The sequence below is a fragment of the Methanomassiliicoccales archaeon genome (genome assembly GCA_038740345.1).
GTDB lineage: Archaea > Thermoplasmatota > Thermoplasmata > Methanomassiliicoccales > UBA472 > JAJRAN01.
Window position 1 is genome coordinate 66,859 of the sequence record JAVYMA010000003.1, and the last position, 21,165, is coordinate 88,023.

The 21,165-nt window shown below is 51.5% G+C and carries 22 protein-coding genes and 4 tRNA genes; 10 read left to right on the forward strand and 16 right to left on the reverse strand.

Annotation, left to right across the window (positions count from 1 at the left end):
* From QW520_01955 to ygiD, 6 genes are all read left to right on the forward strand, one after another.
* A partial coding sequence (locus QW520_01955; GenBank protein MEM0448570.1) for a homoserine dehydrogenase occupies positions 1-933 on the forward strand: 933 nt, incomplete at its 5' end.
* 75 nt (positions 934-1,008) lie between these two features.
* Entirely contained in the window at positions 1,009-2,577 is a 1,569-nt protein-coding gene (gene cimA, locus QW520_01960) for a citramalate synthase (protein MEM0448571.1), read from the forward strand.
* Between the two features lie 46 nt (positions 2,578-2,623).
* Complete coding sequence (locus QW520_01965; protein ID MEM0448572.1) at positions 2,624-3,601, forward strand: hypothetical protein; 978 nt, start codon at positions 2,624-2,626, stop codon at positions 3,599-3,601.
* 10 nt (positions 3,602-3,611) lie between these two features.
* The gene (locus QW520_01970) at positions 3,612-4,112 is read left to right on the forward strand and encodes a hypothetical protein (GenBank protein MEM0448573.1); all 501 of its coding nucleotides are present in this window, start codon (positions 3,612-3,614) and stop codon (positions 4,110-4,112) included.
* The gene (locus QW520_01975) at positions 4,109-5,224 is read left to right on the forward strand and encodes a hypothetical protein (protein ID MEM0448574.1); all 1,116 of its coding nucleotides are present in this window, start codon (positions 4,109-4,111) and stop codon (positions 5,222-5,224) included. Before QW520_01970 ends, QW520_01975 begins: the two co-directional genes overlap by 4 nt.
* A 507-nt stretch (positions 5,225-5,731) precedes the next feature.
* The gene (ygiD, locus tag QW520_01980; GenBank protein ID MEM0448575.1) at positions 5,732-6,520 is read left to right on the forward strand and encodes a 4,5-DOPA dioxygenase extradiol; all 789 of its coding nucleotides are present in this window, start codon (positions 5,732-5,734) and stop codon (positions 6,518-6,520) included.
* A gap of 76 nt (positions 6,521-6,596) precedes the next feature.
* Here the strand turns inward: ygiD and QW520_01985 are convergent.
* From QW520_01985 to QW520_02000, 4 genes are all read right to left on the reverse strand, one after another.
* A tRNA-Trp gene (locus QW520_01985) sits at positions 6,597-6,767 on the reverse strand.
* Positions 6,768-6,954: 187 nt separating this feature from the next.
* Positions 6,955-7,074, reverse strand: a tRNA-Arg gene (locus QW520_01990).
* A gap of 71 nt (positions 7,075-7,145) precedes the next feature.
* The gene (locus tag QW520_01995; protein ID MEM0448576.1) at positions 7,146-7,649 is read right to left on the reverse strand and encodes a hypothetical protein; all 504 of its coding nucleotides are present in this window, start codon (positions 7,647-7,649) and stop codon (positions 7,146-7,148) included.
* Positions 7,650-7,714: 65 nt separating this feature from the next.
* Positions 7,715-8,248: a hypothetical protein gene (locus QW520_02000; GenBank protein ID MEM0448577.1), complete on the reverse strand. Its 534-nt coding sequence runs from the start codon at positions 8,246-8,248 to the stop codon at positions 7,715-7,717.
* A 125-nt stretch (positions 8,249-8,373) separates the two neighbouring features.
* On the opposite strand from QW520_02000, the gene QW520_02005 reads away from it, so the two are divergent.
* Complete coding sequence (locus QW520_02005; GenBank protein ID MEM0448578.1) at positions 8,374-8,946, forward strand: nitroreductase family protein; 573 nt, start codon at positions 8,374-8,376, stop codon at positions 8,944-8,946.
* A 27-nt stretch (positions 8,947-8,973) separates the two neighbouring features.
* Here the strand turns inward: QW520_02005 and QW520_02010 are convergent, their stop codons facing one another.
* Positions 8,974-9,864: an amidohydrolase family protein gene (locus QW520_02010; GenBank protein MEM0448579.1), complete on the reverse strand. Its 891-nt coding sequence runs from the start codon at positions 9,862-9,864 to the stop codon at positions 8,974-8,976.
* Positions 9,865-9,985: 121 nt separating this feature from the next.
* Between QW520_02010 and QW520_02015 the strand changes: the two genes are divergently transcribed.
* On the forward strand, positions 9,986-10,306 hold the full coding sequence (locus tag QW520_02015) for a Rieske 2Fe-2S domain-containing protein (GenBank protein ID MEM0448580.1): 321 nt from the start codon (positions 9,986-9,988) through the stop codon (positions 10,304-10,306).
* Between the two features lie 30 nt (positions 10,307-10,336).
* On the opposite strand, the gene QW520_02020 is transcribed toward QW520_02015, so the two are convergent.
* The 4 genes from QW520_02020 to QW520_02035 all read right to left on the reverse strand — a co-directional run bounded on the left by QW520_02020 (position 10,337) and on the right by QW520_02035 (position 12,704).
* Positions 10,337-10,409: transfer RNA gene (locus tag QW520_02020), tRNA-Ala, on the reverse strand.
* A gap of 471 nt (positions 10,410-10,880) precedes the next feature.
* Entirely contained in the window at positions 10,881-12,359 is a 1,479-nt protein-coding gene (purF, locus tag QW520_02025; GenBank protein ID MEM0448581.1) for an amidophosphoribosyltransferase, read from the reverse strand.
* Complete coding sequence (locus tag QW520_02030; GenBank protein MEM0448582.1) at positions 12,310-12,477, reverse strand: 50S ribosomal protein L37e; 168 nt, start codon at positions 12,475-12,477, stop codon at positions 12,310-12,312. Before QW520_02030 ends, purF begins: the two co-directional genes overlap by 50 nt.
* An 11-nt stretch (positions 12,478-12,488) precedes the next feature.
* A complete protein-coding gene (locus QW520_02035) occupies positions 12,489-12,704 on the reverse strand; it encodes an LSM domain-containing protein (protein ID MEM0448583.1) in 216 nt (71 codons plus the stop codon).
* Positions 12,705-13,448: 744 nt separating this feature from the next.
* Between QW520_02035 and QW520_02040 the strand changes: the two genes are divergently transcribed.
* Positions 13,449-14,645 carry a hypothetical protein gene (locus tag QW520_02040; protein ID MEM0448584.1) on the forward strand — a complete coding sequence of 399 codons (1,197 nt, stop codon included), beginning with the start codon at positions 13,449-13,451 and terminating at the stop codon, positions 14,643-14,645.
* 10 nt (positions 14,646-14,655) lie between these two features.
* Here the strand turns inward: QW520_02040 and QW520_02045 are convergent, their stop codons facing one another.
* From QW520_02045 to QW520_02055, 3 genes are read right to left on the reverse strand one after another with little or no spacing between them, the layout of a single operon-like run.
* Complete coding sequence (locus QW520_02045) at positions 14,656-15,786, reverse strand: YkgJ family cysteine cluster protein (protein MEM0448585.1); 1,131 nt, start codon at positions 15,784-15,786, stop codon at positions 14,656-14,658.
* Entirely contained in the window at positions 15,761-17,035 is a 1,275-nt protein-coding gene (gene pyrC, locus QW520_02050; protein ID MEM0448586.1) for a dihydroorotase, read from the reverse strand. The genes QW520_02045 and pyrC overlap by 26 nt, the downstream gene beginning before the upstream one ends.
* A gap of 4 nt (positions 17,036-17,039) precedes the next feature.
* Positions 17,040-17,639 (reverse strand): TIGR00296 family protein, encoded by a 600-nt coding sequence (locus tag QW520_02055; protein MEM0448587.1) that lies wholly within the window; start codon positions 17,637-17,639, stop codon positions 17,040-17,042.
* A gap of 349 nt (positions 17,640-17,988) precedes the next feature.
* Between QW520_02055 and QW520_02060 the strand changes: the two genes are divergently transcribed.
* Positions 17,989-18,549: a CBS domain-containing protein gene (locus QW520_02060; protein MEM0448588.1), complete on the forward strand. Its 561-nt coding sequence runs from the start codon at positions 17,989-17,991 to the stop codon at positions 18,547-18,549.
* Positions 18,550-18,581: 32 nt separating this feature from the next.
* Here the strand turns inward: QW520_02060 and QW520_02065 are convergent, their stop codons facing one another.
* From QW520_02065 to QW520_02080, 4 genes are all read right to left on the reverse strand, one after another.
* Complete coding sequence (locus QW520_02065; protein ID MEM0448589.1) at positions 18,582-18,920, reverse strand: hypothetical protein; 339 nt, start codon at positions 18,918-18,920, stop codon at positions 18,582-18,584.
* Positions 18,886-20,106: a TRC40/GET3/ArsA family transport-energizing ATPase gene (locus tag QW520_02070; GenBank protein MEM0448590.1), complete on the reverse strand. Its 1,221-nt coding sequence runs from the start codon at positions 20,104-20,106 to the stop codon at positions 18,886-18,888. Before QW520_02070 ends, QW520_02065 begins: the two co-directional genes overlap by 35 nt.
* A gap of 143 nt (positions 20,107-20,249) precedes the next feature.
* A tRNA-Met gene (locus tag QW520_02075) sits at positions 20,250-20,359 on the reverse strand.
* 9 nt (positions 20,360-20,368) lie between these two features.
* Positions 20,369-21,139 carry a 30S ribosomal protein S3ae gene (locus QW520_02080; protein ID MEM0448591.1) on the reverse strand — a complete coding sequence of 257 codons (771 nt, stop codon included), beginning with the start codon at positions 21,137-21,139 and terminating at the stop codon, positions 20,369-20,371.
* Positions 21,140-21,165: the final 26 nt, after the last annotated feature.

Sequence of the window (21,165 nt, forward strand, 5' to 3'; positions counted from 1 at the left end):
CGTGTGGTAGGAGTGTTCGACTCCACCTCCTACGTCATTTCCAAGAAAGGCCTTGACCCTAGGGAGCTCGCAGAGCGCAAGGCCAGTTCGGGCAAGGTGGGTGTCGATCTGCAGGGAAGAGCGCCAGCAGATGTCCTGGCGGAGATAGGATATGATGTGATGATCGAGGTCACCCCGACCAACATCATAGATGCCGAGCCTGGCTTCACCAACATGATTACGGCCTTGAAAGAAGGCAAGGACGTCGTCACCGCCAACAAAGGACCTCTGGCCCTCAGATTCCGCGAGCTGTCCAGGGCAGCGGAGAGAAGTGGTGCCAGGCTGCGCTTCGAGGCTTCCGTAGGAGGCGCCACCCCCCTCATCAATCTATCTCGAGAGCTGCTGATGGGGGAGCGCATCCTCTCGATAAGGGGCATAGTCAACGGCACTTGCAACTTCATACTCAATCGCATGAAAGAAGAGGGACTTCCCTTCGATCAGGCCTTGCGCGAGGCGCAGGAGATGGGGTATGCGGAGCGCGACCCCTCATATGACATAGATGGCATAGATTCGGCCGCCAAGGCTGCCATCCTTGCCAACGCCATCTTCAAGAGGGACGTCAGCTTCAACGATGTGAGGCGCCACGGCATACGAGGCATCTCCTTGGAGGCGGTGGAGTTGGCGGCGGAGGAACGCAGGGTCATACGCCTCATCGCCGAGGTGTCGGAGACGAGACTTGAGGTTTCCCCTCGCCTGGTCCCATTGGGACATCCTCTGTCCATAGGCGGCACGTTGAACATCTTCCAGATCATGACCGACCTGGCCGGCGAGATAACCGTGGCCGGTAGGGGCGCAGGCAAGATGGAAACCGCCTCCGCCATCCTGAGCGATCTAGTGGCATTGATGAAGGAGAATTGCGTGTCGAGGAGAAAAAGGCAAAAGAACAGGGTTTAAATACATCCCCATTGCTACGCTCTGCCACGGCAGGTTAGGCCATGGCAAATAAATCGTCAAGAAGGGATTTATTTATTGGTCGAACGGGTTAATCTTTATGACACGACTTTGAGGGATGGGGCGCAGACCGAAGGCGTCTCCTTCTCCCCCGAGGACAAGCTGGATATCTTGGCTAAGCTAGATGCCTTCGGCATAGACTTCGTCGAAGGCGGCTTTCCCGCTTCCAATCCGAAGGACAAGGCCTTCTTCAAGGCCGCCGCGAAATTGGAGCTGAGGCATGCCAAGCTGGTGTCTTTCGGAAGCACGAGGAAGGCTGGTGCCAAGGCTGCAGCGGATGCCAGCATGAAGGCACTCATCGATGCGGGAACGGAGTACGTGTGCATCTTCGGCAAGAGCTGGGATTTGCATGCAGAAAAGGCGCTGGGCGTTTCCTTGGAAGAGAACCTAGAGATAATAGAGGATTCTGTCTCATTCCTGGCAGGGAAGGGGAGGAAAGTCATCTTCGACGCCGAGCATTTCTTTGACGGCTTCAAGGCAAATGCTGAGTATGCTCTGGAAGCGCTTCACACCGCCGAGGAAGCCGGGGCTGAATACCTGGTCCTCTGCGACACCAACGGAGGCAGTCTGCCCTCTGAGGTGGCCAAAGCTGTGAGGAAGGTGCGCCGGTCGAGCAAGGTGGAGATCGGGGTGCACGCTCACAACGACTCGGAGCTGGCCGTGGCCAATTCCTTGGCGGCCGTGGAAGCAGGAGCCAGCATGGTGCAGGGAACCATAAATGGCCTAGGGGAAAGGTGCGGCAACGCCAATCTGTGCTCCATAATACCGGCATTGATGTTGAAGATGGGCAAGCGGACGGGGGTAAAGGATCTGAGCGGCCTCACCTCCACGGCGAATTTCGTGGGTGAGATCGTGAACATCCTGCCGGATCAACGCATGCCCTACGTTGGGAAGAGCGCCTTCGCGCATAAGGGAGGCGTCCATGTCAGCGCCGTGCTCAAGGATCCTCGCACGTACGAGCACATCTCCCCTGAGCTGGTGGGCAATATGAGGCGCATCCTGGTCTCTGAGCTGGCCGGCACCTCGAACATATTAGCCAAGGCCAAGGAGCTGGGCATCGAGGAGGAGAAGGACAAGGGGAAGCTCATCCTGGAGAAGCTCAAGCAATTGGAGTCTAAAGGCTATCAATTCGAAGCGGCGGAGGCTTCCTTCGAGCTGTTGGTGCGGCGGCTGCGCGGGGAGAGCTTCACTCCTTTCAAATTAGAGGGATTCCGCATCTTCGTGGACGTCTCGGGGGACATCATGAGGTCAGAAGCTAGCGTGAAAGTGGTGGACCCTAACGGCTTAGTGGAGCACACCGCCTCCGACGGCAACGGCCCCGTTAATGCCTTGGACAGGGCACTGCGCAAGGCTCTGGAGCGATTCTATCCCGAGATCAAGCAGATCCGCCTCATCGACTATAAGGTGAGAGTTATAGACGCCAAGCAGGCGACGGCCGCCAGCGTACGTGTCCTCATCCGCTCCACCGACGGGGAGATGACTTGGACCACGGTGGGCGTGTCAGAGAACATCATCGAAGCCAGCCTGATGGCATTGATCGATTCCATGGAATACAAGCTGCTCAAGACCTTGAACGGCAAGAGATGAGCGCATATTAATTTGAGCCCTAGTCCATACATAACCGTGATCTGTGATGGGGTACGCGGTCAAGCTCATCGATCAAGGGCTCAAGGATGATCTAGTGGCGAAATATGCAAGCAGGGCTAATCTCACGCACAAGGCCGAGATCTACGGCTGCTGCCTCAAGCTCCTAACCGATCAGGAGGCGATGATCTCCACCTGGAGGGAAAACTTCTATTCCATGAGTGAGGGCGTAAGATCCCATGGACGTTTGATAGTGCTCGATGATCCAGAAATGGAGCAGGGAGTGATGTACGAACCTGTGTCCAGCACCGCCTTCATGTTCAACGTGCATTACTACGGTTATGTGAAATCGGTCGCCTTGGCCATCGCGGGCGATATCCTGGAGGATTCTCATGGCATACACTCAGTCCACGGAGCGGCCATAGATGTGGCGGGCAAGGGTGTAGCGCTGGTCGCGCCCTCGAAGACCGGGAAGACCACTCATTCCTGGGGGCTGCTGAGACATGCTGAGGCTCGCTTGGTCACAGATGATTGGTTCTTCGTGAGGCTATCTCAAAAGCGACACTTGGCCTTCGCCTCGGAGAAGAATTGCTATGTGGAAGGCGATATCGGAGAGGTCTGGAAGGAGTACAAGCCTCTAGTGCAGAGGGCGGTGCTCGACGGCCACGAGAGGGCGGTGCTCAACATACGCTGGATTGTGGGCACTACGGGCGTGGTGCCGATGACCTCCTTGCAGCACGTTCTTCTTCTGAAGAGGGATAAGAAGGATGATAGGGTGGTGTACCATCTCAACACAGAAGAGGCCATGGAGTACTTGGAAGAGAACGATTTCTGCAACCCTCACCAACTGATCAGGGATGAGCGCAAGTTGCGGTTGAGGAGAAGGTTCTTCGAGGAGCTCCTCAGGCGCTGCGAGGTGCATATGGTCAATACCACTCCACCCCCGCAACAAACGCAGAGCATCATACGCAAGGCCATAGGGCTGGTCGATATCGACTCTTATGGGAGGACTATCGGCTCTGCCTGAGGTGAGGTACATGCGCACTCTCATCACCATGATGGGAAGGAGCATCTGGGGCCTGTTCAATTCCGTTTGGGCTTCGGTCAGGGCCTATGACTACCTGCCAGATAGGGTTTACATTTTGACTGCAGGCTGCGATAAACCCTCCGCGGAGAAAGCCGCCGCCATGATCCGGATACTTCTGCAGGAGAGCGACTCCAAAGGAGAGGTGATGCTTCGCATCATACCAGAGGAGGATGTGGTGGCCGTGGCGGATGAAGTGAGGGCGATCTGCACTGAGGAGCGCAGATCTGGCAATGAGGTCTCATTGGATGTGACCCCTGGAACGAAGGTGACGGTGCTTGGTTCCGTCATAACGGGGATGGCACGCAATGAGTTCCAGAACATATTCTACCTGTACATCGAGGACCTTCGCAACGCTGCTCGTCCGTATCTGGAGATACCACTCATGCTGCAGCACCCACACGAGATATTGAGAGAGGTGAAGGGGAAAAGGAATGAAGGGGGGAGAGCGTGATTGAGCTCATAGCCACCAAGGATTTCATCGTGACGGTGCTGAATGAGGCTTTGCTGCAGGACCGCACCAGCATAACCATTCATTCGCCATTCCTCAATCTGGAGCTGTTAGGATTGGATCTCCGAGGCCATGGTAGCGTGGAGTTCCTAGTGCGGGAATCAGATTACGCTCGCGCCTCTTCAGCGCTGCAGAGCAAGCTTCCACCGCCCTATGACCGCGAGGTGCCAGACCTGGCAGACTTCCGGGAGGCGCTGCATTCCTCACTGCTCCTGCCGCCTAACAACATGAATGAGTTGATCTTAGAATTGAGGAGGATGGAGGATAAAAGGAGGCAGCCTTCCCGCCATCCCAAGCAACCCTGCCTAGCATTGGATACCAACGTAGCCTATAAGAGGCTGTTCTCCCGCCTATTGCTCTATTCCGATGCCTGCGGTTCCAAGGATTACGATGTGAGCCGAGTCCAACTCTTGATCGCGGACCTGGTCGATAGGGAGGTAGCAGAAAGAGTGCGCAATAAGTACAGCCCTAAAGATATCAACATGTTGAAGCGCGCCTTCCACTATCCACAAGGCCTGGACCTCATGCTGAATTGCCTTCATAAGGATGGTAGAAGGGCCATGGCCGCCTCGGCCGAGCTAACTGCCATTCGCTCGAAGTACAGCGTTTGGGATGTCAAAGGAGGCATGTGGCATGAAAATAAGGAAGAGAGGGATGCCGAGATCCTTCGCTCCCTAGGGAGGTACGCTGAGGAGCAGAGGCTTGACCTTCTCTTCCTCAGCACGGATGACAAGGCGAGCGCGGCGGCGGAGGCCGCCCGCGTACCCATTATGGTGCTTCGCTATCCCAATGAGATCCCCGAGAGAATTCCTTTCGACCCTTGGCTCATACCTGAGCTTATCTACGATCTCGCCCTGACGTTTGGAATGATACAATTGAAAGGACTGGGCCTTAGGATGCTGGGTGATTGGGGAGGCAAGACGGCGGAGGATTTCAAAGCCGAGAAAGTGAAGATCATCGCGGAACAAGGCTCTAGGTTGGGTGAGTCATTAGAGAAGGACCTGAGGATTTTACGACGGTTGAGGACCGAGGTAGACCTGAATGGTCTAAGATGAATTGACAGAATGATTCCCCCGGTCTTGCGAGTTGAATCTAGTTTTGATTCTCCATTCTGTCCTCCGTTTTTAAATATGCATCTATTAGGAATCAATCTCTATGAAAACACAATGCTTAGAAAGCTCATGTAAAAGCGAGGAGCCCCCGCAAAACGTTAAATGGTGGGGAAGTTGGAGAAGGTCCACGGGGACTCCCCGATTTCTCAATATGGGAAGAATTAGAAATAGCTTTTGAAATAGCATCTTTTTGTGGTGAATAGCCGCATCTATTTATTCCGTTAAGAATCAATGGCATAGCCCATAAAAGCATCAAGTGGGTAGATACTAGGAGACGCTCTTATGGTGGAGAAAATCTCTCGAGCAAATAGATTGTTCAATTTACAGACGGCATATAACGCATCCTCTTCAGATGATTTCGATTCCTTTGAAAAATGAGTGTTTTTTCATGTTACATTGAATTGTAAAAAGACAAGGATTATCGCATCCTTGGCCATATCTCACGGTACCATGGAAAAGATGATGCCTGTCGTCTTCGTAGGCCACGGAAGCCCTCTGAACGCTATCGAAAACAATGAATACTCTCGTACATGGGCTAGGCTAGGCAAGTTGTTGCCAAGGCCCAAGGCGATCCTGTGCATTTCCGCTCATTGGACCACCAAGGGCTCGAGGGTCACTTCCCTCGAACGCCCACACACCATCCATGACTTCTTCGACTTCCCTGGACAGCTCTTTGATAAGAGATATCCTGCTCCTGGCTCCAAGGAATTATGTGATAAGGTGAGGAAGCTGCTTGCCCCAGTGAAAGTGCTTGAGGATAGGGAGTGGGGACTGGATCACGGCACATGGTCGGTGCTAACCTGGATGTACCCAGAGGCTGAGATTCCTGTCGTGCAATTGAGCTTGGACCTCGATGCTGAGGCTAAGGAGCATTACCGAAGGGGAGGTAAACTATCACCCCTTAGGAAAGAAGGTGTTTTGCTCATGGGCAGCGGGAACTTAGTGCACAACCCTTTTGAGGCCGTTTCCAAAGAAGGATTCGCGTACCCCTGGGCATTGCAATTCGATCGAGAGGTGGAGAAGCGAATCCTGTCGCGAGACCACAAGTCCCTTATTGATTACTGGTCTCTGGGCCAAGCTGCGCGCATGTCCATACCTACCAATGAGCACTTTTTGCCTGCCCTCTACGTTCTAGGAGCCTCTGAGAAGGGAGAGCATATCACTTTTTTCAACGCCAAGGTGACGCTGGGTTCAGTCAGTATGCGAGGCTTTGTTATAGGACTAGAGAAATTGAGATAGGGCTTAACCCGAGGAATAATAAAGTCATTTAAATAAAAAGGAAACGAGACTATGAAAAGGGTGAGGATGGAGAATGTGGGGGCACTGGGATTTGAACCCAGATCAGCGGGTTTCCACCACATGGGGAGCTACCCCATGCAAATCAACGGGTCACCGCTCCAGTTAGTCATCACCGGTCAGCAAACCCGTTCGCGATCACACCCGATTAACTGGAGCCCGCGAGGATGCCGAATTACCCCATACCCCCATAGGTAAGCTTACCTCTTGCGCATCTTCTGGGCACGCTTGCGTCGGCGCATCTTCTTCTTGCGCCATTTCCAACGCTGCTTACCCCTCTTCTTCCAGGCGCGTGAGCTTCTCTTCATTCAGATAGTCTCCTCGTGTGTTGTGCCGAGATTTCGTAGGCATTTAAAAGCCTTTGCTTCAGCGTGAGGCGGGCCCGCCGGGAATTTCGCCCTAGACCAGGGTTTCGAACCCGGGACCTCTGGCTCCCTTCGCCTCCCTGCAAAGGGGCATAGAAGGCCAGCGCTATATCCAATCTAAGCTACGAGCCCGACCGGCATGCCATACTGGTTCGCTACTTAATACTTTGCGCTCCCTGTCTCTTCATTTTTCATGCTCTTGCTCAGGTGACCAAGGAATATACCGCCATCACCCCAGCGATGAAGCCGATGATTAGCAAAACGACCCTGGAGCCGAGCACTGCCCCGAATCTCCTTACTGCCCTGAACAGGATGCCCAACACGAACCAAAGGAAGAAGAATACCACTAGGAATAGAATGAGAAGCCATAATGCCTCTAAATAAGCAGATATAGCGAACGCCGTCACCGCGGCCAAGATCAATGCCAATATCGACCCTATATTGACTATCGGGAGCAATGGGAAGAGGAGACCTACTCCGAGGATGAGGAACATTATCCACCATAACACATCCCATCCTCCTTCCAAGACCATAACAAAAACCCATCCAATCATGAAAACGCCGGTCAAACCGCTAAGGATCCGCACGAACATCTTGAATTCATCTTCGCTGCTCTTTACCTTCCTGCCCACAATCCCAACAAGAAGGGCCACTGCTGCCCCTGCTCCCAACACGATCTGTGTGAGAGGCTCCCCCGCTACGGCCATGATTAAAACTAGGTTATGCGTTGTATAATATAACTTGCATTTTTCCTCTTCATTGTCTTTCACTTTTACAGGACCGCTAAAATGCTAGACAAGGAGCTCTGCATGAAAAGCAGAACGGATTCAATCATCCCTATGATGCCAAGAAGGAGAAGAACTGGCCTGAGGCCGAGTATCCTGCCAACAAGGTCGCCAAGGAATTCCGCCGTTCTGGCCACGATAAATACAATAAGCATCACCACTACGGTGATGCTGAGAACTACAATCGCGCTCAGCTCTGTCTTAAGGAGGAAGAAGCCGACCACAGCTCCTATCAACAAGGCCAGCAATGCTGCCACAGGCACCTTCTTGAAAATTTTGAAGAAGAGCCCGACGCCTAAAAGAAGGGATATCAACCAGGTCGAGGTGGCTCCGCTCTTGTCCCATACAAGAGCGATAGCGAGAAGAACCAAGGCTAATCCAACAAAGAACCCGAGCCCTCTGGCTATACTGTCAACGGAAGTCTTCTTGCTATTGCCGAGAACCGCTATGGTGAAGGCCAATAAGCCTCCTAGAAGAAGCAAGAGAGCGGGAACAGGTTCCCTGGCTAATAAATCCAACATAGAAAGCAGAATCGTTCTATGCTGATATTAAAGATTGGACCTTTTTGCTTTTGCTGGAATATCGTTTGCCATGCTGCCGAAAAGAAATTATGCCTTGAGTAATGCTCCTAACTAATGGTGCTAATATGGAAGTTCGAGAAGCGATCCTAACGAGAAGAGCGAAGCGAGCGATAGGGCCTAAGGAGATAGACATGGAGAAGGTCTCGATGTTGGTAGAAGCCATACGCCTCTCTGCCTCATGCAACAATAATCAGCCATGGCGGATTATCGTATGCCGCTCACCAGAATCCCTGGCCAAGGCCAAAAAGGCTCTCTCCAAAGGGAACTCCTGGGCCACCAGGGCCCCTCTTATAATGGTGGTCGCCGCCAAGCAGGAGGATGATTGTCATGACCTATCGGATGGTCGCAACTATTTCCTGTTCAGCACAGGATTGGCGGTAGGGCAGATGCTGCTTCAGGCCACCGAGTTCGGTCTGATAGCTCATCCTATCGCCGGCTATGACCCGTTGATACTGAAGAACGAGTTGGGGATACCTGCGGAATACACGGTGATCACCATGGTCATAATCGGCTTCCTTGACGGGGACACCTCATTGCTGTCAGATAAACAGAAGGCGATAGAGATGGTGAGGCCTGAGCGCAAGCCAGTGGGGGAGAACTTCTTCGACGGGGCTTGGGGAGCGCCTCTTACAATATGAATTGAAAAATCTCCACATGCGTGCTCGCTATAAATGAAGCAGTCTGGCCAGAGTTCCTCCCAGGACTTGGGACTTGGTGCTCTCGTCTGCCCAAGGCTCCTCTTTGAGGAAGCGAACCCAAAAGCTATATGGATAGGCCATATCGAAAAGAGGCCAATCAGAACCGAATATTATGCGTCCAGGCATTCTGGCCACGGCCTCCTGCAGGCGCGATATGCATACCTCGGGCTGAGATGGTAGCCAGCCCTGCAAGGCTGAGATATCGGCGTAGACGTTAGGATAGCGCTTAGCGAGCTCATAGGTCTCCTCTCGGAACTTGCCGCCGAGATGCGCTATCACCAATATCATATCGGGGTGCTTATCGAGCACCGATGCGAAATGCTGCGGATGGGAATAACTCTCGTCCAGCGGCCCCCACGAGGCCCCAGCATGAGTTACTACGATGAGCTCGTTTTCCTCCACCAGATCCCAAAAGTAAGAGATTCTTTCCTCGAAGGGGAAATAACCTGTGGGGGGATATACTTTAACACCCTTAGCGTCACAATGCTTCACATATTTTCGCACCAATGCAGCCGCTTGCTTACCGCGTGCGGGATCTACCCCGATGAAGGGTATCAGCTCCTTCTCACTTCTGCAGCATTCGAAAACCCAGTCATTATACCCTTCCACTCCTATCTCAGGCTCCTCTACCATGCCAAAGTCCAGCGGCAGCACCACAGACCTGTCCACGCCGGCATCTTTCATCGATCTCAGTAACCACTCAGTATCCACCTGGGACATAGGCCAGTCCTGTTCCCTATCCATCTTCATGTCGAAGGCTATCCCATCCAGGGCTAGCAAGGGCTCCAGATAGGCCCTGAGTAATGAGCTGGGCAGCATCTTGCGTCTCCACACATGCGTGTGGCCATCTATCAGCATTCGCATTCCTAATCCGCACAGAATCTATTTATTGCTTCCAAGGAGCCGGGAACTAAGGACTAAATCGATTGCATACAAATCATGAAATAGTCCTGAGTCTGAAATCATTGCCGGTGGCATAATGACCAAAGTCAAGGTTGGAAAGGTGTCGGAACTATCGCCAGGGAAGTTGATGGGGCTGGAGATAGAGGGCAAGATGCTAGTGCTAGCGAACGTGGATGGAACGTACCGCGCCATGGATGGCCTTTGCTCGCATATGGGGGCAAAGCTGTGGGAGGGTAAGTTGATAGGAAAGAGGGTAAAATGCCCCAAGCACGGTTCGGAATTCGATATAACTACTGGTAAAGCCTTGAAGGGACCTTGGCTTCCATTTGGGAGGGCCCGCGATATGAAAATCTACAAGGTCACTGTGGAAGGTGAGGATATTTTCGTCGAGATCTGAACCCTGAAAAGACATAAAAATGAGGATGAGTGGACCGGGCGAGATTTGAACTCGCGGCCTCTACCATGCCAAGATAGCGATCTTCCAGCTGATCTACCGGCCCGTGCAGCATCGCAAAAGTGATTGTTCTAATTATCCTTTTCGGTTCCTATCCCTTCGGGCCTGGAGCGCGTCTGTTTCAATAATAAACGTATAAATGATGAAGCACTGACCTAAGCAAACATTGATTCCATCATTATATCTGAAGCTCATGCGGCTGTTCATCCCCTGATTCGCTCCTTGTAAGCACCAATCCGGACCACGATCAAGAGATCGAATATTGTTCAAATCTCCAAAAACAGATGCAACGCCTCACTTTAGAATCGTCACCATCATGCTTTTCTGGCATGGTCTTCTTCGTTTGACCTCTTATGAAAGATGCAGCCGCGATGGTATGAAGCAGATCAGATATTGTAGAAGGCCGCATCTCTCGTACTTTTGCATAAGAGCGAGTTTGCTCTGCAATCGAGGAGGAGGATTCGGGGAAAATCGCCAACTGGGCCCTTGACAGGTGGATCGACGAGCTAATGTGGAATTACATATCATCTTTAACATCCAGCCTACGCTGAAAGCGAGTCCTCTCTCCAGGAATCTTGGTAGGATATTCCCCCGTGAGGCAGGCCATGCAGAGGTCGTTCTCAGGGATGCCTAAAGCTTTCACCAAACCTTGAATGGAGGTGTAGCCGACGGAGTCGGCGGTTATCAGCTTGGCTATCTCCGGAATGGTGCGATTGGTAGCCGCGAACTGCTCTCTCGTCTTCATATCGATCCCATAATAGCAGGGCGCTCGCACGGGAGGGCAGCCGATGCGCACGTGGACTTCCTTCGCACCCGCTCTCCTGGTCATCTGAACTATGCGCCTCATGGTCGTTCCGCGCACAATGGAGTCATCGACCAATACCACGCGTTTGCCTTTGATGGTAGATAGGATGGGATTCAGCTTCAATGCCACGCCTTCATCCCTAGCCACTTGCTCCGGCATGATGAATGTTCGCTCCACATACCTGTTCTTCATGAATCCTTCTTCGTAAGGTATGCCCAAGACCTCAGCGTAGCCCATGGCATGAGCCCTCCCTGAGTCGGGAACAGGCACCACCACATCGGCCTCGGCCGGCTGCTCCTGAGCCAGAATCTGCCCCAACCTCTTCCTGGCCTCATATACCTCCACTCCTTCGATTATCGAATCGGGCCGGGCGAAATAGACCCACTCGAACATGCAATGCGCGCGATTGGGCATGGCAGGGACAGAATGGGATTGGAATGAGGTGGATGTGATCTCCACTATCTCCCCTGGTTGGACATCTCTAACGAATTCCCCTTGAAGGACATCGAATACGCAGCTCTCCGAGGCTATGGCATATCCATCCTGAAGGCGCCCGAGGCAGAGAGGGCGAAAGCCGTAAGGATCACGCACACCGAAGACCCTTGAGTTGACCTGGACGGCAAGGGAGTAAGCCCCGTCTATCAACCTCATGGTATTCTTGATAGCGCGGATGGGGTCCAAATTCTGGGAGAGTTCATTGGCGATCAGCCTTACGATGATCTCGGAATCCGTGGTGGTCAGAAAAGCCCAGCCCTCCGCCTGCAGCTTGGATCGCAATCTCTCCGCATTCACGATGTCTCCGTTGTGAGCGATGGAGATATCCCCATGCAAGGTAGTCACGGTCAAGGGAGCGCAATTCTCCGCGCACGACGAACCCGTGGTAGAATAGCGCACGTGACCTATTCCCGAATTGCCGCGCAGATTGGCAAGGGCTCGGGGGTTAAGAACTTCGTGTACTAAGCCCATGCCTCGAATGGTCTTTATCCGGCCATCGAATACAGAGATGCCTGCGCTCTCTTGCCCACGATGTTGGATGACGCGCAGGGCTTTCCTCAAGAAAGGAACGCAATCGGTGCTTAGAGACATTCCGGCAACGCCGCAGAAATGTTTTGGCTTGTCGGACAAATCTAAACCCCGAGACTCAGTGGATTTTTGCCCAACTGTAGGATCTCCATTTGGTGGTCTTTCCATACCCACATGAAGCGCATGCTCCCTTCCTTATGTTATATGAGTGTTTTCCGCAACGGCGGCAAGGGACATGAGTCTTCTTTTTCCCCATCTTTCCCATGGCGGGTGTGCCTTTTCCCATAGAAACAACTCCTAAGGCGAGATGTAGATGACATTGTCACCGCGGACAATGGTGATGTTGAGCTTTCTTTTCACTTCGTTATTAACCAATTCCTCAGCGTTCCTCAGCACGAGGTTCATGTGAGGGTCATAGCCGTCAAGCACTCCCCGGTACTCGCGGTTGCCCTTGAGCTCTACGATGACCTGGCTGTTGATCGCCTGGTTCAATACCATGAGAGGCTTTTGCATGCTCTAAATCACCATTTTGCCCGATTATTGCCAGGGTATTAAAAGCTTTGCTACAGGTCTTTACGCAGAACTTATGTAGCGGAATGACTGGATAAACCCCATTCTCCTGTTCATTGAAAACCTTTTCAACCAAATCCGATTTTTTGAAGTCGGACCCTTTGTCGGAGATTTATCCGTGCGATTTTTGAGGTGTGTGTTCTGGCTTCAGTTCTCCAATGTTAATCTCGACCCTTTAATATCTAGTTCTTGAAATGATACAGCCAATGGCAAAGGTAAATCGATAACTCCATTATGTTCAAGCCCTCAGAAAAATAGTCAAATAAGTTTCTTAGCGTTAGGAGATATGCCTTATCCCTCCACGGGATATGTTTGGAAATCGCCCCCGTTTCTTATGCTTTTGCTGAACGGTCATCTACATCTTGCTGGCTTATCCGAAGCATCAATCTAACCCCCTGGATCAAGACTGCTATCTATTCTGTCTCCTCGTAGTCCTATGGCTATTTCATTGTTCTGAGAACGAACACATACTCGTCTGTTGATGGAGTAGATTGTCTTCTTTTTTATAGTCGGTTTGATACCAGAATAAGATCTTATGCCCCCATTATGTCCCCATTTTGGGTTCAGAACTTCTCATGATGCATAGATTATTCATGCTTGAGTATTTTTAGAAGTAAAGTGCTAATAATTAAACAATCTCATTAATCCTCAAACAATCTTGTATTTCTTTGAAAGGGGGGGGCGACCATGAATCCTGCCGTTATCCTGAGCATGGGTGCGAGCGGCCTTGGCGTAGCGCGAAGCTTGGCTTCACAAGGCATACCCATAATCGGAATGGACTTCGATATTTATGCCCCTGGTTTCCATTCTCGTTTTGTCGATGGCCGCCAATGCCCTGACCCGGTTACCTCGCCTGAGGAGTTGCTGGCGCAGCTCATGCACCTGGGCGAGGAGCTTCGAGATGTTGGGGTATTGTTCCCCTGCTCTGATGCCTTCCTCCTCTTCGTTTCTCGCAATCGAGAGCGTTTGGCTAGGCATTTCGCATTCGTTCTTCCTGAGAGATCAGTGGTGGAAGGTCTCGTCTACAAGAGATACCAGTATGAGTGGGCTGAGCGATTGGGAGTGCCCATCCCCGAAACTTTCTATCCAAGGGACATGAGTGAGGTGGTAAAGATCGAGAGCCTTCTCCGCTACCCTGCCTTCATCAAGGGCCATTATTCCCATCTCTGGGCTCGCGTATTTGGCAACAAGGGGTTCATCGTAAGGACACCTCAGGAACTAGAAGCCAGATTCTCCCAGGTATTGGCAGCAGGATTGGAAGGCATGGTGCAGAGGATCGTAATGCCTCCAGGGGAGAATTTCGCTGCAGTAGGCGCATACATCTCCCCAAACGGGAGGATCCAGGCCAGTGTAACATGGCAGAAGCTTAGGCAAACACCTCCGAACTTCGGCATCGGAACCCTGCTGCTGAGCAAGAGACTTCCTGAGGTCGAGGAGACGGCCATGAGATACATGAGAGGAATTGGTTTCGCTGGCATCGGAGTCATCGGATTCAAGAGAGATTTGGAGGATGGGGAATGGAAGATGATAGAGATCAATGGCCGTCCGTGGTTCCAGATCTATTTCGCCACTCGTTGCGGCATCAATCTTCCTCTGCTATATTATCTGGACGCTTTGAAGCTAGAGCCGCCAGTGATGAATGGATTCAAAGAAGGTTTGAGGTTTTGGAATCCTCTGGATGATTTCGATAGTTTTATAAGACTTAGAAGACGAGGAAGGCTCACTCTCGCCGATTGGATTCGCTCCTGGTTCATTCCTGATGTCCTTCCATATTACGAGAGGGGAGATGTTAGGCCCGCGCTAACTCAGGCGAATTACGGTCTAAATTGGATGAAGAGGTTCATCCAGACGATGAGGGATAGAAGGGATGAGGATGCATTGTGAGCTAGAGAATTCAGACAAAAGCTCCTATGGTTGGGGCATCCAGCCGATCCATGTCATAGAAGATGATTCCTTCTCTAATATGATACCAGTCCAATCGACCGCCTGAGATGTAAGCGAGCAGGGAAGCCCTCCATAGAAGATCCAGACCAGAAGATGCAAGAACCCCATAGAATACATTGGGGAAGTAATCTTCATAGCCATACTCGTCCATAAGATAGTAGGCGTGGCCCAACAAGGAGTCCCTGCGATTCAAGATTCCCAGGTAACGAGAAAAGAGCTCCTTCCCTTCAGCTTCAGGCGGCAATAAAGGTATCTGGTTGGGGTCTATCTTCCTCTCTCGCTCCATATTCCCGTCATCCAACAGTCTGTATATCTCGATGCCTCCATTGGAGGACAGGAACAAATTCCACCTCCCTTCAGGGCTACAATAGACAGGAGAGTACATCGGATCCTCAGAGGCCAAGGATTCTAGCGAGACCTCCATGGCGGCCTTTCGCAGCTCCTCCAAGCCAGAATCATCCAGATAGGTCTTGGATGGATGCTCTAGAAGATTCATCTCCTCTTCTTCCATAGACCTGTCCAATATCCATCCTAGAAATCCTAGCTCTGAAGTGCGCTGTAGAACGCTTTCGAAGGCTATGCGGTGCTTGCGAGGCGATGGAACCAGGCCTGCTTCCTTGCAATTGGCCAAGAACTCTTGGTGAACTCTTTTGGCATGATTCAAGGCCGAGAGCAATCTCGTTTCATTGTCCAGTGCCAATTTCAAGCCCAAAGCCGAGGCATCCTCGCCCCTTCCCTCCCACACCCCTCTGCACGAAAGATCCAAGGAGAACTGTACTCGTTCCATCAAATGTACATGGAAGGGGAACTGGCGGCAGAAATGCGGTCTATGTGAATATATGGTGCATCTCCCATGCTCGAGGAAGGTGCACGGACCAAATCCATTCTTCATGGCCAGGGCTGTATGCTTATGCGGAAACTTTCGTATGATGATCTTTTGAGGATAGTTGCGCCTGAAGAATTCTTCCTCTGAGCTTAATAACTCGGGCTGACATAGGCAACACAAGGAGCAGTTGTCGATGCAGACGAACTTCTGCCCCTGCAATTCCGAAAGGTCAAGTGGCAAATCTACCCCTGGCAACCACGTCCCTCCCTATACGCTCCCCCACCAGTCCTCCATCTTCTACCATCAATTGCCCCCTCAAGAAAACGGCCTGGGGAAAGATGGCCTCATGTCCTTCGAAGGGCGTCCAACCGCATTTGGAGCGCACTCGGCGGGCGGAGACGAGGCTTACCTGACGAGGGTCCAAAACCATCAAGTCTGCATCCATTCCCTTCCCTATCGCACCTTTGTTCAGGCCAAATATAGAAGCGGGTTTGGTGCAGGCGGCATCGACGAGGCGTTCCAACGAGATCGCTCCTTTCCTGACCTGAGCCATCATCAAAGGGAACGAGGTTTCCACCCCGGGAACGCCTGAAGGGACTGAATCGAATTCCATCTCCTTCTCCTCCGGAGTATGAGGCGCGTGGTCCGAAGCCAATATATCCACTTTTCCCACCGCGAAAGCTGCGAGTAACGCCTCTCGATCCTCCTTAGACCTTAAAGGCGGATTGACTTTACAATATCCTTTGCGAGAGCACGTGGAAATGTCCAGTAACATATGGTGAGGAGTGGCCTCGCATGTGAATTTTCCCTTTTCTAACGCTGACAGGCCTTCACGACAACTTACATGACAGATGTTGATCTTCGCCTTTTTCGAGTGCTCGGCCAATCGAGCGATGGCTGAGGCTTCCGCTTGAGGCGGTCTTGACTCCCCATGCTGCACAATGCTCATATCTCTTCTTTTCAAGAGCAAATGTTCATCCTCCGCATGAACGCTGATTACTTTATTCAGAGGTCGGATTGCTTCCACAGCTCTTCTTATTCCCTCGTCTTCGGCTAAGAGAATGCTCCCCGTTGTGGATGACATATAGATCTTGAAACCGACCACGAGATCAGCGATGCGCCGAGGATTGGAAGATTCGCTAATTCCTCCAAAGAGGCCAAAGTCTGTCCAAGCCTTTTTGGAAGCGATCTCTTTCTTCCATATGACCTCATCTCGGCCTAAGGTCGGAGGCTTTGTGTTTGGCATATCGAGAACGCAGGTCACACCTCCGAACAGAGCCGCGATGGTTCCTGAGGAGAAGTCCTCTTTATGAGTTAGCCCTGGATCCCGCATATGCGTATGCACGTCGATGGCAGCAGGAAGGATTAATCTGTCATTGAAGTCCAGGTTTTTATCTCCCTTCAGGGTTTTTCTTATCTCCGCTATCTTTCCTTCATCTATGCCGATGCAAAGGTGCTGCAGCTTGCCGTTGAACCAAGCCCTCCCCTCTACCACCAGTTCCATGCCATCACTCTAGGACTTTTCTTTTCACCTTGCCCCTTGGCTCCTCTTCAGCGAAAATCTCTGCTTGGAATTTGTATATCTTGCACGCTCGATCGAGCCAGCAATCAGGAGTCAACCCTGCCTTCATGCACGTTTCCGAGAGAAATGTTTCTGCATCGAAACCCCACTCCGTAGCCACCTGGGGCAACAGAAGGCCCCGATAATATCCCATCTCCACTATGAGACCGTCCTGCCCTATCCTGACCTGTGAAGGGAGCCGCTTCCTGTCGTCTATCTTTATCTCCACAGGAGGTGTCAGCACGCTTACTTCCACGACTATATTAGGTAGCTCCTCGGCCCTGAGACGGGGAAAACGAGGGTCATGGCAGGCCCCCTGAGCAGCCTTCACCAAAGCCTTCCCCAAAGAATATACTGGTTCAGGGTATCCGATGCAGCCGCGGAGGTTCATATCTGGATATGTATGAATGGTCACGAAGACACCTCTTTTTTCGCGAAAACTCCCCGGAGCGTCGATCTGACCGGGATCCTTATCCTCAGCCTCCGCCTCGATTGTCTGCCTCGCGATCCTAACTGCGCACTCGCCTTCCTTATCGTTCATGGTCATTACCTTGACGAGCTAAAGCACCATATTCGTCAGCCTTATTAGCGCGAACCTCCAGGTGCATATGGTAGATTCTAGACCTTCCATATTAAAAGATTCGTGATATGGGGATGCCAAAGAGGCTAAGTTTCATGATTGAGGTTGCATTGGAATCATACGAATCCTATCATATCGCTCTTCCCTATCACCTTAGGATTTTCGCCAACTTCTCATGATATTTGTCTCTTTCGTAAAATTTGGTGTGCTTAAACTTTCACCTCCTTTTTTGTCAGCGAAATTTGCTAAGTTTCGAAGAGTGAAAAAGCGAGGCTTAAGAAAACTCTTTATCAATTCCGCGCTCTAGTATATCATCATGAGGGAAAGGGCGAAGGATATCTTGGTAGAAGAGGTGATGAGCAAGAATCCCAGGACTATCACTCCCGATATGACAGCTCAATCGGCCGCCAAACTGATGCGTCAAGAGAATATCGGAAGCCTGGTGGTTTTAGAGAAGGGGAAACCAGTGGGGATAGTTACTGAGAAAGACTTAGTGCATAAGGTATTGGCAGAGGGAAAAGCGGCTGCAAAGGTCAAAGTTGAGGAGATAATGAGCGCACCTCTAATAACCATCGGACCTAAGGAAAGCGTAGCCGACGCATCCAGGAAGATGGCAGATATGAGATTGCGTCGTCTGCCGGTGGTTCAAGGAGGAAGCCTAGTGGGAATAATCACAGAGAATGATGTGCTCCGCCTCTCTCCCTCCCTTATCGAACTCACTAGGGAATGGTCCAAGATCGGAGCATCCTGCGCCTCTTCTCGCATAGACTTGAGCGAGGGCTACTGCGAGAGCTGTGGAACATATTCCAGCGATCTAGCGGAACTACAGGGGATGTTGCTTTGCGAGGAATGCTTCGAGCGACAGCGTAAAGGGTGAGTCAATCGAACGAACTAGGCATAGCTGAAACATCACTCGACCTTTATCTTCTTCAGTTTGACCTCTCCGCCCGGTCTCCCCTTCTCCACCCTTTCGATTTCTGCATCGATAAGGGCTCTCATCATTAGTAAAAGCTCCTTCTTCGCCGCCTTGCCGTGCTTCTTAGCCTCTTCCGGGAACATGCTCTTAGGCATCATCCCCTCGAATGCCTGCGCCAGCTCGGTCATCGCTCGGAATATGTGCATTTGCGTCTCCCTGGACATCATCCCCGCCACCCCTGAGGCCCCTTGCTCTTGAGCGGATTCTAAATTCTCCTCCGCATTTATCTCCACGGCCTCATCGGCCTTTTCTGTTCTTTTTCCTTTCGCCAACCGGCTCACCTCCCTCGAAACGTATCAGCAGGTATCCATCCTTGAATTCAGCCTTGGTGGCCTCTTTGTTGACCAAGGAGTATGGCAAGGCCACCGACCTCTTGTACCAGCCCACCTGCACAATCAATGTATCACTCGACTTATATAATTCTACCTCCTGTTTCGTGGAGAAGGGCAATTTTATAGAGATGGTATCTATCCCATTATCCACATAGATGCGCAAGGCTTTCTCCGTGGTGTAGACTTGGGTGGGGTCTTCCCCATCGAAGAGCATGTCCGCCAGGCGCTCCAAGCTATCCATGCCGAATAGTTCTGTGGAGAAGAGGGTGGCCTTGAGAGTTTTGAGAGGAGAGAAGGATTCCTCGATTATCTGCATATACTTTTTCTGTTCCTCAAGCTTATCTTTGAAGTACTCCCCTGTACCATCTTCCGGCAGTAAACGATTAATTACCAGGCTGTCAACCGTAAGATTGTAGAGAGAAAGATAGGTGTAGGCACGCTTAGTCTCATTAATCACCATCTTTTCGGGATTTACCACTAAACGAATGGAGGTTATGTTAGGGTCGTCAAGGATCTTCTTGACCACTTTCAAGCGTTCTCTTATATGGTCTATGTCCTTGAAGAGTTCGTCCGGTGGCAGAGGAGCAGACATCACCTTCCCCACCGTCGCCCTTGCCAGTTTGGTAATGTTCTTCAGGACCTTATAGATCTTGTCGAACCACCAATCGCTCACATCAGGAAAGGAGAGCAATCTCAAAGTTTCTCCCGTGGGTGCTGTGTCGATGACAATAACGTCGAACTCTTTGGTCTCGTTGTACTCCCAAAGATAGAACAGTGCTGACATGAGCTCCATTCCCGGCCAGACCGTCATTTCCTTCGCGGTCACGCCCTCAATGCCCTGAGAGGCGAGGAACTCCGTGACATACTTGTCAATCTCCTGCCACCGGTGCTCCATCTCATACAGCACATCCACCTCCAATGCCCAAAGGTTCTCAGCCACCTGCTTGGGCTTTCCTCCTAATTGGACGTCGAGACTGTCCGCCAGGGAATGAGCTTGATCTGTGGAGATGGCTATGGTCTTGTAGCCCAACTTCGCAGCCCTTAGCGCGGTTGCGGCTGCCACCGAGGTCTTACCTACACCTCCTTTACCAGTGTAGATTATCACTCTTATTTTTTCACCCCGCACGAGGACAGAGATGCTCCTACATTAAGGATGCGGACAATACCACGATACATCCTTCTCGAATATGAAATATAAAGTTAGGAGAATATGAGTAGAGGATGATTAACTGGCTCCGATTTCACAAGGCAGAATCAGAAATATTTAGGTGCCGGGGAGGGGGTTCGAACCCCTGACCTTCGGATTTCCCTGGAGAGGTCTCGGTGTTATTCCTCTTACCCTATGAGTCCGACGCTCCACCAGGCTGAGCCACCCCGGCATTTGGGGTTTATTGCTCTGATCCTTCTGGTTCTTCACTCTCTTCCAAGACCTCTTCCTCTACCGCTAACTCTTCGCTCTCCTCCGCTTCCCCAGTTTCAGAGGAGGGGGATGTAACGGTCTGGGATTCGGTCGGTTGTGGAGCCTCTATGATCGATTGATTCTGGGATTCAACCGAACCCATCTCCAGAACCTCAGTTCTTCGAATCTCCACACGCTTTATCGGTACGATGACCTTTGAGGCATTGGATAGCCTTTTAGCCAGGTCTCCGGAGATTATCTGCTTCACCAGATCGGAAATCGTCATTTCCCTTGCCGCAGCCTGAAGGTCATTCGTCATCAGGGTGCGAACTGCGGTCTCCTGCGAGGATTGAATCCTCTTGTCAGTGATGCTCATCGGCTTTATCCTGACCTTATAACCGTCCTTAGTGACCACGTCTATAACATGGTCGGTTTTGGTCTTCTTTCGTCGGGTCAGCCTGCGAATATAATCACTGGTAAGATCCTGTCCCACAAACACAGTGTGAGCTTCGAATCCGCGCACGTCATTGATTTTGAACTTGAGTTTCACATGCATTTTGGAGAAGTCACCAGTCAGATCGTGGACCGTCACCTCCGTGGTTCGGCCAATGAGTGTGGCGGGATCAGAGCTTGGCGTCTCTCCTAGCGAAGCTTGGTTGAACATCATCGGCGCGAGGATCTTATACCACTCCTTCGCCTTCCATCGGTCCTTGACCTTGCGCGCCGTCGTCTTGGCGGCCGCTTTTTTCTTCTCAGCCAATTGAATAGCCTCCGTGCTTAAGGCAG

What these genes read in the sequence shown, in the direction of transcription:
- QW520_01965 (MEM0448572.1), top strand. Translation starts at nt 2,624, where the DNA reads ATGGGGTACGCGGTCAAGCTCATCGATCAAGGGCTCAAGGATGATCTA.
- QW520_01970 (MEM0448573.1), top strand. Translation starts at nt 3,612, where the DNA reads ATGCGCACTCTCATCACCATGATGGGAAGGAGCATCTGGGGCCTGTTC.
- ygiD (MEM0448575.1), top strand. Translation starts at nt 5,732, where the DNA reads ATGGAAAAGATGATGCCTGTCGTCTTCGTAGGCCACGGAAGCCCTCTG.
- QW520_01995 (MEM0448576.1), bottom strand. Translation starts at nt 7,649, where the DNA reads ATGGCCGTAGCGGGGGAGCCTCTCACACAGATCGTGTTGGGAGCAGGG.
- QW520_02000 (MEM0448577.1), bottom strand. Translation starts at nt 8,248, where the DNA reads ATGTTGGATTTATTAGCCAGGGAACCTGTTCCCGCTCTCTTGCTTCTT.
- QW520_02005 (MEM0448578.1), top strand. Translation starts at nt 8,374, where the DNA reads ATGGAAGTTCGAGAAGCGATCCTAACGAGAAGAGCGAAGCGAGCGATA.
- QW520_02010 (MEM0448579.1), bottom strand. Translation starts at nt 9,864, where the DNA reads ATGCTGATAGATGGCCACACGCATGTGTGGAGACGCAAGATGCTGCCC.
- QW520_02015 (MEM0448580.1), top strand. Translation starts at nt 9,986, where the DNA reads ATGACCAAAGTCAAGGTTGGAAAGGTGTCGGAACTATCGCCAGGGAAG.
- purF (MEM0448581.1), bottom strand. Translation starts at nt 12,359, where the DNA reads ATGGAAAGACCACCAAATGGAGATCCTACAGTTGGGCAAAAATCCACT.
- QW520_02030 (MEM0448582.1), bottom strand. Translation starts at nt 12,477, where the DNA reads ATGGGAAAAGGCACACCCGCCATGGGAAAGATGGGGAAAAAGAAGACT.
- QW520_02035 (MEM0448583.1), bottom strand. Translation starts at nt 12,704, where the DNA reads ATGCAAAAGCCTCTCATGGTATTGAACCAGGCGATCAACAGCCAGGTC.
- QW520_02040 (MEM0448584.1), top strand. Translation starts at nt 13,449, where the DNA reads ATGAATCCTGCCGTTATCCTGAGCATGGGTGCGAGCGGCCTTGGCGTA.
- pyrC (MEM0448586.1), bottom strand. Translation starts at nt 17,035, where the DNA reads ATGGAACTGGTGGTAGAGGGGAGGGCTTGGTTCAACGGCAAGCTGCAG.
- QW520_02055 (MEM0448587.1), bottom strand. Translation starts at nt 17,639, where the DNA reads ATGACCATGAACGATAAGGAAGGCGAGTGCGCAGTTAGGATCGCGAGG.
- QW520_02060 (MEM0448588.1), top strand. Translation starts at nt 17,989, where the DNA reads ATGAGGGAAAGGGCGAAGGATATCTTGGTAGAAGAGGTGATGAGCAAG.